Genomic DNA, 12,148 nt, shown 5'->3' on the forward strand with positions numbered 1-12,148 from the left:
AAGGCTTGTATAACTTAGCTTTTCATAAAGTAGACAAATGAGGCTAATTCAAATTATAATGGGTCTGGCAATTTTCACAGCTTGCCAAGAAAGAAAATCACAGCAGCAAGTGGTTGAAAGCCCTTCCGGTATGGTATACATTCCGGATGGTCGGTTTACGATGGGAGGAAAGTCTGAACAGGCGGCTCAGGACGAGTTTCCCCGACATGAAGTTTCTATCTCTGCCTTCTTTATGGATGAGACTGAGGTGACTAATGCTCAATTTAGAATGTTCGTGGAAGCAACGGGCTACATTACCGTGGCCGAACGAGATGTAGATTGGGAGGACATTAGACTTCAACTGCCACCTGGCACACCGAAGCCTCCCGATTCTGTTTTGCGCGCAGGGTCATTGGTGTTTAAGCAAACCGATGCTCCTGTTGATTTAAACGATTATAGTCAATGGTGGCAGTGGACCATTGGGGCCAACTGGCAGCAACCCGAAGGATCTGGAAGCACCATTGAAGAAAGAATGGATCATCCGGTAATTCATGTGGCCTGGGAAGATGCCCAAGCTTATGCTCAATGGGCTGGTAAGCGGCTGCCAACTGAAGCAGAATGGGAATGGGCTTCCATGGGAGGGAAGCCGGATGCCAAATACCCATGGGGTAATGAGCCGGTAGAACAGGCATCCGATAAAGCTAATTTTTGGCAAGGAAAATTTCCATATCAAAATTATGAATTGGATGGTTTTGCTGGCACGGCACCTGTCAAATCATTTAAGGCCAATGGGTTTGGTCTATATGATATGGCTGGAAATGTATGGGAATGGTGTCTAGACAAGTATGACGTTGCAGCCTATCAAAATGATTTGCAACAAGGCATAAAAACTAACCCCAAGGGTTCAGAAAAATATAATGACCCCAGAGAGCCCAATGCCCCAAAACACATCATCAGGGGCGGTTCATTTCTTTGTAATGATAGCTACTGCAGTGGATATCGGGTTTCCAGAAGAATGAGCTCAAGCAAAGATTCCGGATTTAATCATACTGGGTTTAGATGTGTGAAGAGTATTGATTCGTAAACCATAGAATTCGACCCACCTATTAAATACAAAAAAGAGACCGCTAATTCTAGCAGTCTTTTTGTGCACACGCAAAGATCGGTCCGTCGTACGGCGAATCCTCTTGAGGGTTTCCAAGGCATTTAATAAAAAAGACTGCCATTTCTAGCAGTCTTTTTGTGCACACGGAAGGATTCGAACCCTCAACCCTCGGAGCCGAAATCCGATATTCTATCCAGTTGAACTACGTGTGCAGTAAACGAGATTTCAAATTTAGAATTTCAAATCTGAAATCTCGAATTTTAATTATTTAAATAAGCTCTTTCACCTTCTGAGCTGCATCTTTCAATACGATAGCTGAATAAACTTTCAATCCTGATTCTTCAATGATCTTAGCACCTTCTTCAGCGTTTGTTCCTTGCAGTCTTACGATAATTGGAATACTGATCTCACCTATGTTTTTATAGGCCTCTACTACTCCACTTGCCACTCTGTCGCATCTTACGATACCACCGAATATATTGATCAAGATCGCCTTTACGTTAGGGTCCTGCATGATAATTCTGAAACCTGCTTCAACAGTTTCAGCATTAGCGGTTCCTCCTACATCGAGGAAGTTGGCAGGTTCACCACCAGACAATTTGATAATGTCCATGGTAGCCATCGCAAGACCGGCACCATTCACCATACATCCTACGTTGCCATCTAGTTTTACGTAGTTAAGACCGGACTTTGCCGCTTCAACTTCCGCAGGATCTTCTTCTGAGTAATCTCTTAATTCAGCAATGTCCTTGTGTCTGTATAAAGCATTGTCATCGATATCAACTTTAGCATCTACTGCCAATATTTTGTTGTCTGATGTTTTCAATACAGGATTGATTTCAAACATAGATGAATCCGTCGCTTCATAGGCTCTGTAGAGAGAAAAGATAAATTTCACCATGCCTTTAAAGGCCTCACCTTCCAATCCCAGAGCAAAAGCTACTTTTCTTGCCTGAAATGCTTGCAGCCCAACAGAAGGGTCAATCCACTCCTTAATGATTTTGTCTGGAGTTTCTTCGGCTACTGTTTCAATGTCCATTCCGCCTTCGGTAGAAGCCATAATTACATTACAACCCTTCGCCCTGTCTAGCAAAATACCAAGATAATATTCGCTTGGCTCAGATGCTCCGGGATAGTAAACATCCTGAGCAATCAATACTTTGTTCACAACCTTTCCTTCCGGACCGGTTTGATGAGTGACTAAAGTCCCTTTCAAAATATCGCCTGCTTTTTGAGGAACCTCATCAAGGCTTTTTGCCAGTACTACACCGTTAGAACCGGTTTCGTTTACCTTACCTTTTCCACGGCCACCAGCGTGGATTTGCGCTTTAACCACGTACCATTCAGTACCTGTTTCAGCATTTAATTTTTTTGCAGCAGCCTGAGCTTCTTCTGGAGTTTCCGCCACTATTCCTTCTTGAATAGTTACTCCATATCCTTTGAGTATTTCCTTTGCTTGATATTCGTGAATGTTCATATCTATAAATTTTGTGTCCCGTAGGGATGCCTTCGGCGCGAAGCTACAGCAATACCATGGCATTTTCAAGTGGAATCTCAGGTCGATACCTCTGAGTATCATATTTATTCAATAAAATCTTTAATTTGGGGTGACTCTCATTTCAAGTGACCACAAATTGAAGCAAGATTCCCTTTCATATAGAGTATTCAGTGCAGCCGTTTTGTATTTTATCGGAACGCTTTTCATTTTTTCTATTTACCGATTGTACAATCAAGAGTATTTAGTTCTCAGTGTCTATTTGGTAGGAATGGGAATTGGCGGGCTAGTCTATAAAATGATCAAACGGGGAAAGTATTTGAACCGTATAGTGATGCCGTCCTTGGTTTTGGCATTAGTCTTTGGTGCTTTTTTCTGGTTCAAGGATGGGGGCTCGCAAGGAAGCGGTTTGATCTTTTTTACCTTCATCCTTATAGTTACCATTGTTTCTCCTCGAAAGTACAGTAAGCTTATGCTTGCTGTTGTAATTGTTGTTCAGGCAGGATTGGTTTGGGCAGAACTTTATTTGCAAGACTTACCGATTTGGGGTGAGAGCCCTAATGTCACCGCCATGTATGTGATAGGGGCATTTGTCAATTTATCTGTGGTGTGGATGCTGAAGTACAACTATGATTTGAAAGAAGAAAAGATAGCAGAGTTCAATGTTGGTCTGCGAGAATTGCACAGATTGAACCTAAGTCAAAACACCAACCTTGATGACGTACTGGTGGATTATCTCAATTCTGGATCGAAATTGTTTAACATGGAAGTAGGTTTAATCATTGAGGCAAAAGAGAAGGAGGATATTATAAGGAATGCCAATGTCGCTAACCTATCAATTGATGATTATAAACACGTACTTGCCGAAATTGAACAGCAAGGCAGTACTGTTTTTAGGGCAAGAAGCTCGAATAATCTAAGCAAGAAGAATATAACTGATGAGGCGTCTGGTTATTTCATCGGGTCTCCATTATTGGTGAACAATTCAAATTACGGTGTCCTTTTGTTCTATTCTCAAGAGTCCTCCAGAAAAAAATTCGGCGAATATGAGATTGAAATTATAGAACTAATGGCTCTTAATATTAGTCACCTGATCAGCATGAGACTTTGGAGAGACCACCATGAGGTAGCAGATAAAGCCTTGCAATTGAGTGAAAAGAGATTCAAAAGTATATATGACTACGCCAATGTGGGTATCTGTGTATGCGATATGGAAGGCACGATTGTCATGGCCAACAGAGCACTTCAGGAATTGCTTGAGTTTACTGAGGAAGAATTGAAGCAACATACCTTCTATTCAATTTCCGATTCGGGCGATTTGGACGAACTCAGTGAAGACCTGCGGCTGTATGAACAAATCATACTTGGGGAAATTGATCATTACATTCTTGAAAAAAGGAAGACAACAAAGCAAGGTCGTCAGATTTATATTAGCAAAACCGTTTCAACCATTCGGGATGAAAATGAACAAGTACGTTTCACGGTTATGATCGCTGACGATATAACTGTAAAGAAGGCTAATGAAGAAAAGATAAATAACCTCAATAAAGCACTTGAATTACAGGTCGAGAAAATGGATATAGCTAACAAAGAGCTAGAAGCGTTTAGTTATTCTGTTTCACACGATCTGAGGGCACCATTAAGAGCTATCGATGGGTTCTCAAAAATCATTTTAGAGGACCATAAAGATGAGTTTAGCGAAGAAAGCAAAAGATTGCTTAATGTGATTATTAACAACAGTGGTAAAATGGCCACCTTAATAGACGATCTGCTGACCTTTTCAAGAATTAGTCGTAAGGTGGCCGAATTCAAACCAATCGACTTTAACGACCTGGTATCAAGCATTATCGAGGAACAAGCTCTGGGTACTCAATTATTTGAAATTGAAACGCTACCAGAAGCCAGGGGAGAGAAAACTCTGATGAAACAATTGTTGTCCAATTTGATAGGAAATGCAGTTAAGTTTAGCAGTAAGAAAGAAAACCCCAAAATTGAAATTGGTTGCTCTAATAAGCAGGATCATTACCAATTCTTTGTAAGAGACAATGGAGTTGGATTCAACATGGCATACTATAATAAAATATTTGGTGTTTTTCAGCGCCTACATACTGATACCGAATTTAGAGGAACAGGGGTTGGGTTGGCTATCGTTCAGAAAGTGATCATAAAGCATAATGGCAAAGTTTGGGCGGAAAGTGAGGAAGGTAAGGGTACTGTATTTTACTTCAGTCTACCCAAATAGAAATCAAAAATTGTAGATTATAAATGTGTTGCGTATCTTCATAATTCTTTCAAAAATCAATTACGATGTCCGATTTATCCAAAGCTGATATTGTCTTAGTAGAAGACAATCCCAATGATGCTGAGATTACCATTCGATCCTTGAAGAAGCACCGTCTGGCAAATAAATTGGTTTGGTTAAAAGATGGAGTGGAGGCCCTTGATTATTTATTGGCAAGAGGGGAATATGCAGATCGGAACATTAATGATTTACCCAAAGTGATTTTTTTGGATTTAAAACTACCCAAAATTGATGGCATAGAAGTGCTCGAGAAAATCCGGAATAGTGAGCCCGTTAAAAAAATTCCTGTAGTGGTTTTGACTTCATCAAAGGAAGAGGAGGATGTAGTGAAGACCTATAACTTAGGAGTTAACAGCTATATAGTCAAGCCGGTCGAGTTCGAGAATTTTGCCAAAGCCATTGCCGAGGTCGGCTTTTATTGGCTTGTTACCAATATTACACCGTCAACCTGATTAGGATTTGAGAGATACGAAATTAAATATATTGATTCTTGAGGATGTGGAGGAAGATGCTGAACTAGCTTTATACGAGTTAAAGCGTGCCGGATTCCTTTATGAATATCACAGAGTTGATAATTTGAAAGACTTCAAATTCAAACTGTTTGATTTTTTACCGCATGTAGTTCTTTCCGATTATAATCTTCCTGCATGCAGTGCCATTGATGCATTTAATCTTGTGAAAGAGATCAACTTGCCATTCATCATTGTATCCGGGATAATTGGAGAAGAAAACGCCGTAGAAGCTCTGAAGTTAGGAGTGACAGATTTGGTATCCAAAGACAGTCTGTCTCGATTACCAATTGTAGTTGAGCGGGCACTCAATGAGCAGAAGGTAAACCGTGAAAAGAAATCTGCCGAGCATGAACTGATTTTAAGTAAGGAAAGGTTAGAGCTAGCTCTGGAGGGTACAGATTTAGGAATTTGGGATCTGGACTTTATGTCTAATGCCATTGTCTATAACAATAAGAGTTTGGAAATTCTTGGTTTTGACCCCGAGGATGCCATACAGGATTTTAAATATTTTCAAAAGTATGATACGGAGACACAGCAGTATGTGATTGACGCAATGAATGAGCATATTGATGGGAACGTGCCTTTTTTTGATCAGGAGTTTTCAGTGAGAAACAAAACAGGTGCTGTGAAGTGGGTGCTCGCAAGAGGCAAAATTATAAGAAGGGCACATACTGGCGAACCTTTACGAGCGTCAGGGACGCTATTGGATATAACGGAAAAGAAAGTCTATGAAGAGCAGCTTAAAAAAAACCAATCAATATTAGAAAATGCTGAGTCCGTCGCACATGTAGGAAGTTATGAGTGGAACGCCAAAGGAAATGCCTTTGTGATTTCTGCCGAATTCAGACGGATATTTGAATTGAATGAAAACGAAGAAGTGTCTGCATTCAGGTTGATCCGGGATACCATGCACGAACAGGACAAACCTTATTTCAAAGAGATGCTGATAGGTGATAAAAACTTTTTCGACATTGAACATAGGATTGTTCTATCCGGTGATACAACCAAGATCGTACGAAACACAGGTAATATCACTTCACGCAGCGATGGAAAAATATCAAGTGTGTTGGGAGTGGTGCAGGATATTACCGAACAACGAGAGATTAGCAAGTCAATATTTAATGCTCAGCAGTTCGAAAGGAGTAGGATGGCACGAGATATTCATGACGGAATAGGCCAAATGCTAGTGGCGGCTAAATTTAAACTTTCCTCTCTGGAAGCACACTCTGAGGAGGAATTAACTCATAAGAAGGACGAGGTAGAAGACCTGCTGGCAACAACTATAGATGAGGTTAGGCGTGTTTCAAGGAATCTATCCAATCGTCATTTAGAAGAATTTGGCTTGAGTAAAACCATGCACTATTTGATTGAAGAGATTGAAAATATGGGCGAGTTTCATGTAGATCATATTATTGATATTCCCGATGATTATGATTTGGAACTTTCTAATACGATTTATAGAATTGCCCAGGAAGCAATCAATAACATAATAAAGTATGCCAGAGCTAAGAACGTATCTGTTCGTATTGAACCAGTAGATCAGAACATTGTACTCGAAATTAGAGATGATGGAATAGGTTTTGATACAGAAATTAAATGGAATGGTATAAAAAATATGAAAGAAAGAACATCTTTGCAAAATGGACATTTTGAGATAACTTCAGTACCCAAAAAAGGAACAGTAGTAAAATCCTGGTTTCCAATAAACAATTAAACCACCATGTCGAACATTACTATTCTTGTTGTAGATGATCATTCTCTCGTAAGAGAAGGTGTCATAACTATGCTCTCAATCTATGACGATTTCACAATTATAGGAGAAGCAGAAAGTGGCGAAGAAGCTTTGCAAAAAATTGCAAGCCAGTCACCGGATGTCGTACTTTTGGATATCAATATGCCTGGAATGAATGGCATTGAGACCGCAAAAAAGATTGGAGAAGAACATGAAGGTATAAAAATCATTATACTTTCAATGGAAGTGACACAGGACCACATATCTGAAGCTATCAAAGCTGGAGTTGCAGGGTATTTGGCGAAAGATACCAAAAAGGACATATTGGCTGAGGCGATCCGCAAGGTGATGCAGGGCGAGCAATATTTCGGACAAAAGATCTCGCAGGTTATCTTCAAAGGTTTCTATAATCAGAGCAAAGGTGAGCGCGTAGCTAATGAAAACAAAGATTTGAGTAAGCGTGAAGTGGAAGTATTGCGCCAGATTGCTTCAGGCCTCTCCAATCGGGAAATTGCAGACAAGTTGTTTATAAGCATAAGAACCGTAGACGCTCATAGAAATCATATTATGCAGAAGCTTGGACTCAAGAGCACAGCGGAATTGGTGAAGTACGCCATTCGTGAAAAGATCATAGAACTGGATTAATCTAAGCATTTCCCCTAAACTTAGTAGGGGAATCGCTTATTATTACAAAGTACTCCTAAATGAACCTTAGGTAAACAAGCCGTCTTCCTATTATTCAGTAGCATTTTATTATATTCTATTTTACAACTGTTTCTTTAAAAAGTACAATTGATACTTTCAAAATATAGCTCTGAGTGAATTTTTAACATCCAATTCTCCTAAAAATCTAATTAGGCAAAACCTCTATTTTTTCTAACCCATATCTGATCTACTTTTGAATTGTAATTAATCGCTGCAAGTAGTTAGTTACCGTTTATTTGACACAGTTTTCTAAACGAAAAAGCTATGAAAGGATATTTTATAAGATCGTCACGTGTGACGCCTTCAATATACTTCAACCCCACAAAAGGGATTTTTGATATGAGAGGCAAATCGAGTCCGGAAAACCCGCTGGCATTTTATAATTACGTTCTTGATAGTTTGGATAAATATGCCGAAAGCGGCAATTCTTCCATGACAGCAAACTTGGCATTTGAATATTTCAATACAAGTTCATCTAAATGTCTTTACATTTTCATGAAGAAGCTGTCAAAAATTGATGAAATGGGGAAAAAGGTACTGATCAATTGGTACTACGAAGATGGAGATGAGGATATGAAAGAGGCGGGAGAGGATTTATGTAGTTTCTTTGATATGGAATTCAACTTCCTTGAAATACCGGAGATCAAAGTACTCGGAGAAGAAAAACAGTCAGCTTAATGACTTAAAGATAATGGGATAATACAGGTGGATTAAAAGGGTTGCTCTAGTGGCAGCCTTTTTTTATGCACTTTTTTGGCCAGCCTTTTGTTTAATCTGGATAGCGCAATAAGGTTTCAATTCCATCGCCTGGTTTGAAGCTTTTGATTATGGACTCTTGCTTCTGAACGCGGGATTCTTATATTTGCTGGACAACATAATACTCAATGCTACAAGCCAAAAACATTGTTAAATCTTACGGGGAGTTACAGGTACTCAAGGGCATAGATCTAAGAGTAGAAACTGGCGAAGTAATTTCAGTTGTAGGAGCATCTGGTGCTGGTAAAAGTACTTTACTTCAGATTCTTGGCACACTTGATCAGCCTGATGGTGGGTTAGTTGAAATCAATGGCCAGAATGTATTCAAGCTGAATTCCAAATCTCTGGCCTCGTTTCGTAATCAAGAAATTGGCTTTGTCTTTCAGTTTCATAACTTGCTCCCAGAGTTTACTCTTCTTGAGAATATTTGCATTCCTGCCTACATCAATGGTAAAAATGGTAAGGCTCTTGCTGACTATGCCGGTCAATTGATGGAGCTACTGCATATACAACATCGTCGAGATCACAAGCCGTCAGAACTGTCCGGAGGAGAACTTCAACGAGGAGCAGTAGCCAGAGCTTTAATAAATAAACCGTCGCTCATTTTTGCGGATGAGCCAAGTGGCAATTTGGATTCGGTAAACGCAGAAGAGCTACACCACTTATTTTTTCAACTGCAAAAAGAGCTGAATCAGACCTTTATCATAGTCACCCACAATCAGGATTTGGCCGAAATGACGGATAGGAAGATTATAATCCAGGACGGAAAAATCGTAAGCTAAAAATTGTTGTCTATGAAATTATCGAAGGGGGTTCAATTTATGATCATCTCCACCTTCACCTTTGCACTCATGAAAGTTTGTGTGAAATCGATTTCACATATTCCGGCGATAGAGATCATATTCTTTCGCTCTGTTATCTCCATTATCATCTGCTTCTTTTTTTTTCTTAAAGACAATATTTCTCCATGGGGCAACAACAAAAGAATTTTGATCCTCAGAGGAATTGTTGGGTCAATTGCACTGGCCTCATATTTCTATATTCTTCAGAAGATACCGTTGGCGGCTGCTGCAAGCATGCAGTACATGGCTCCCATATTTACCACCATTTTAGGAGTGTTTATTGTAAAAGAAAAAGTGAGTTCAAAGCAGTATCTGTTTTTTCTGCTATCCTTTTTAGGAATCATTATCATCCAGGGATTTGATGCGCGTATTTCACTTCTACATTTTGTAATTGGTATTGGAGGAGCAATTTTTACAGGATTGGCCTATAACTGCATTCGGATACTTAAGACTTCCGAACACCCTCTGGTTATCATCTTCTATTTTCCTTTGGTCTCCCTGCCTTTAGCCGGATTGATTTCTATTTTCGATTGGGTGCAGCCAGAGGATTGGGATTGGATGTACTTACTGCTAGTCGGTTTGTTTACGCAAATCGCGCAATACTTCATGACACGATCTTATCAGGCCGAAGAGTTGTCCAAAGTATCCATTATCAACTACATGGGAATCATTTATTCCCTCGCTTTTGGTTTTATCATTTTCGGCGAAACTTATGATTGGATGAGTTATGCGGGAATGGTATTGGTAATCTTTGGTATCATTCTCAACCTTAGATTTAAGAAGGCTTGACTCTTTTACCCGAATTTGTAATTTTGAATCTTAAACTTTGAATCTTAATCCATATGTCAGGACATAGTAAGTGGTCGACTATAAAGCGTAAAAAAGGTGCCGCCGACGCCAAGCGAGGAAAGATATTTTCGCGATTCAGTAAAGAAATTACCGTAGCGGTGAAAGAAGGTGGAAGTGGTGATCCTGAAGGTAATCCACGTTTACGGATGGCCATCCAAAATGCCAAAGGAGTAAACATGCCCAAGGATAATATTGAACGGGCAATAAAAAAGGGAACTGGCGGTGATGCGAGCTCATATATTGAACAAACCTTTGAAGGATATGGTCCATTTGGAATTGCAGTTTTTGTAGAGTGCCTGACTGACAACCAAAACCGGACCGTACAAGAAGTAAGAGCTGCCTATAGTAAATACGAAGGCAATATGGGTACCAATGGATCACTGGAATTCATCTTCGACCGAAAAGGCGTATTTACACTACCGGTATCTGATGGAATGGATCTCGAAGAATTCGAACTGGAAGTGATCGATGGAGGTGCGGATGATATGGTGATCGAGGATGACTACATTACTGCGACATGCGCTCTGGAAGACTTCGGCAATCTCAATAAGAAATTCGAAGAATTAAACATTGAACCTGAAAACGCCGAACTTCAGAGAATTCCCAACAACACCAAAAAGCTTAATGATGAGGAATTTCAAAAAGTAATGAAACTCATTGATGTCCTCGAAGACAACGACGACGTACAGCAAGTTTGGCACAATCTCGAGGTAGGTGATGGGCAGGAAAATCTGCTTTCTTAAATGGAAATAAAAAAACCTCGACCATAGGCCGAGGTTTCAATATCATTTAGCTAAGATTCGTGTCCTAACGAACCGAGCACTTAATTACCCAATCTTAGCAATCAAGTCAGCCGCTCTGTTAGAGTATCCAGCTTCGTTGTCGTACCAAGACGCCACTTTCACCATCTTACCGTTTGCTGAAGTAATACCAGCATCGAAAATAGAAGAGTGAGGATCACCAACAATGTCAGAAGAAACGATAGGATCTTCAGTGTACTTCAAGATCCCTTTCATTGGCCCTTCAGCAGCAGCTTTCATTGCAGCGTTTACTTCTTCTACTGTTACTTCTCTTTTCAAAGTAGCAACCAAGTCAGTAATAGATCCAGTCGGAGTAGGTACTCGCATAGAGTTACCATCCAATTTACCATTCAACTCAGGCAACACCAATCCAACAGCTTTAGCAGCTCCTGTAGAAGTAGGTACCATATTGATCGCGGCTGCTCTTGATCTTCTCAAGTCACCATGAGGACCATCCTGTAGGTTCTGATCAGCAGTATAAGCATGGATAGTCGTAATAAATCCTTGCTCAAGGCCAAAGCTGTCGTGCAATACCTTCGCGATAGGAGCAAGACAGTTTGTGGTACAAGATGCATTAGACATGATCTTCTCATCACCAGTCAAGATATCTTCATTTACGCCCAAAACTACAGTTGGAATGTTACCTTTTGCAGGAGCCGAAATTACTACTTTCTTAGCACCGGCAGTCAAGTGTTGACTTGCACCCTCTTCGTTTACAAATCTACCTGTAGATTCCAATACTACATCTACGCCTAATTTACCCCACGGTAAATCAGAAGGAACTCTCTCAGCAGTAATACCGATTTTAGTTCCGTTTACAATGATTCCGTCTTCAGCAGCCTTAACAGTTCCGTCGAACTTGCCCTGAGTAGAGTCATATTTCAATAAGTGTGCTAACGTCTTAGTGTCAGTCAAGTCGTTGATCGCAACCACTTCTACATTTTCTTTCTTCAATAATGCTCTGAACGCCAACCTTCCGATACGCCCAAATCCGTTGATAGCAACTTTAATCATTGATTAATAATTTAGTGTGTGTTAAAAATTTTCGCAAAACTAATAGGTTGAACGACT

11 protein-coding genes and 1 tRNA gene are annotated in these 12,148 nt (G+C 40.0%); 9 read left to right on the plus strand and 3 right to left on the minus strand.

The window, feature by feature from the left end; all coding sequences use genetic code 11:
* The first annotated feature begins 58 nt into the window (after nt 1–58).
* Entirely contained in the window at nt 59–1,063 is a 1,005-nt protein-coding gene (locus ABJD64_RS22130; protein WP_348181547.1) for a formylglycine-generating enzyme family protein, read from the plus strand.
* A gap of 159 nt (nt 1,064–1,222) precedes the next feature.
* On the opposite strand, the gene ABJD64_RS22135 is transcribed toward ABJD64_RS22130, so the two are convergent.
* Nucleotides 1,223–1,296, minus strand: a tRNA-Arg gene (locus tag ABJD64_RS22135).
* Between the two features lie 56 nt (nt 1,297–1,352).
* Nucleotides 1,353–2,561, minus strand: coding sequence for an ADP-forming succinate--CoA ligase subunit beta (gene sucC, locus ABJD64_RS22140; RefSeq protein WP_348181548.1), 1,209 nt, complete (start codon nt 2,559–2,561; stop codon nt 1,353–1,355).
* Between the two features lie 157 nt (nt 2,562–2,718).
* Between sucC and ABJD64_RS22145 the strand changes: the two genes are divergently transcribed.
* From ABJD64_RS22145 to ABJD64_RS22180, 8 genes are all read left to right on the plus strand, one after another.
* Nucleotides 2,719–4,821, plus strand: coding sequence for an ATP-binding protein (locus tag ABJD64_RS22145; RefSeq protein ID WP_348181549.1), 2,103 nt, complete (start codon nt 2,719–2,721; stop codon nt 4,819–4,821).
* Nucleotides 4,822–4,886: 65 nt separating this feature from the next.
* Nucleotides 4,887–5,333, plus strand: a complete 447-nt coding sequence (locus ABJD64_RS22150) for a response regulator (RefSeq protein ID WP_348181550.1) — start codon at nt 4,887–4,889, stop codon at nt 5,331–5,333.
* A gap of 7 nt (nt 5,334–5,340) precedes the next feature.
* A complete protein-coding gene (locus tag ABJD64_RS22155; RefSeq protein ID WP_348181551.1) occupies nt 5,341–7,107 on the plus strand; it encodes a PAS domain-containing protein in 1,767 nt (588 codons plus the stop codon).
* 6 nt (nt 7,108–7,113) lie between these two features.
* Entirely contained in the window at nt 7,114–7,770 is a 657-nt protein-coding gene (locus ABJD64_RS22160) for a response regulator transcription factor (RefSeq protein ID WP_348181552.1), read from the plus strand.
* A 324-nt stretch (nt 7,771–8,094) separates the two neighbouring features.
* Nucleotides 8,095–8,508, plus strand: coding sequence for a DUF1987 domain-containing protein (locus ABJD64_RS22165; protein ID WP_348181553.1), 414 nt, complete (start codon nt 8,095–8,097; stop codon nt 8,506–8,508).
* Nucleotides 8,509–8,714: 206 nt separating this feature from the next.
* Nucleotides 8,715–9,368 carry an ABC transporter ATP-binding protein gene (locus tag ABJD64_RS22170; protein ID WP_348181554.1) on the plus strand — a complete coding sequence of 218 codons (654 nt, stop codon included), beginning with the start codon at nt 8,715–8,717 and terminating at the stop codon, nt 9,366–9,368.
* Between the two features lie 12 nt (nt 9,369–9,380).
* Nucleotides 9,381–10,217: a DMT family transporter gene (locus tag ABJD64_RS22175; RefSeq protein ID WP_348181555.1), complete on the plus strand. Its 837-nt coding sequence runs from the start codon at nt 9,381–9,383 to the stop codon at nt 10,215–10,217.
* A gap of 53 nt (nt 10,218–10,270) precedes the next feature.
* Entirely contained in the window at nt 10,271–11,020 is a 750-nt protein-coding gene (locus ABJD64_RS22180) for a YebC/PmpR family DNA-binding transcriptional regulator (RefSeq protein WP_348181557.1), read from the plus strand.
* Nucleotides 11,021–11,104: 84 nt separating this feature from the next.
* Here the strand turns inward: ABJD64_RS22180 and gap are convergent, their stop codons facing one another.
* Nucleotides 11,105–12,091: a type I glyceraldehyde-3-phosphate dehydrogenase gene (gene gap, locus ABJD64_RS22185; RefSeq protein WP_348181559.1), complete on the minus strand. Its 987-nt coding sequence runs from the start codon at nt 12,089–12,091 to the stop codon at nt 11,105–11,107.
* Between the last annotated feature and the right edge of the window lie 57 nt (nt 12,092–12,148).

Source organism: Reichenbachiella sp. (assembly GCF_039944555.1).
In the GTDB taxonomy this organism is placed as follows: domain Bacteria; phylum Bacteroidota; class Bacteroidia; order Cytophagales; family Cyclobacteriaceae; genus Reichenbachiella.

Bases quoted from the DNA above. Each gene is read 5' to 3' on its own strand.
- ABJD64_RS22130 (WP_348181547.1), top strand. From the start codon at position 59: ATGGGTCTGGCAATTTTCACAGCTTGCCAAGAAAGAAAATCACAGCAG.
- sucC (WP_348181548.1), bottom strand. From the start codon at position 2,561: ATGAACATTCACGAATATCAAGCAAAGGAAATACTCAAAGGATATGGA.
- ABJD64_RS22150 (WP_348181550.1), top strand. From the start codon at position 4,887: ATGTCCGATTTATCCAAAGCTGATATTGTCTTAGTAGAAGACAATCCC.
- ABJD64_RS22160 (WP_348181552.1), top strand. From the start codon at position 7,114: ATGTCGAACATTACTATTCTTGTTGTAGATGATCATTCTCTCGTAAGA.
- ABJD64_RS22165 (WP_348181553.1), top strand. From the start codon at position 8,095: ATGAAAGGATATTTTATAAGATCGTCACGTGTGACGCCTTCAATATAC.
- ABJD64_RS22170 (WP_348181554.1), top strand. From the start codon at position 8,715: ATGCTACAAGCCAAAAACATTGTTAAATCTTACGGGGAGTTACAGGTA.
- ABJD64_RS22175 (WP_348181555.1), top strand. From the start codon at position 9,381: ATGAAATTATCGAAGGGGGTTCAATTTATGATCATCTCCACCTTCACC.
- ABJD64_RS22180 (WP_348181557.1), top strand. From the start codon at position 10,271: ATGTCAGGACATAGTAAGTGGTCGACTATAAAGCGTAAAAAAGGTGCC.
- gap (WP_348181559.1), bottom strand. From the start codon at position 12,091: ATGATTAAAGTTGCTATCAACGGATTTGGGCGTATCGGAAGGTTGGCG.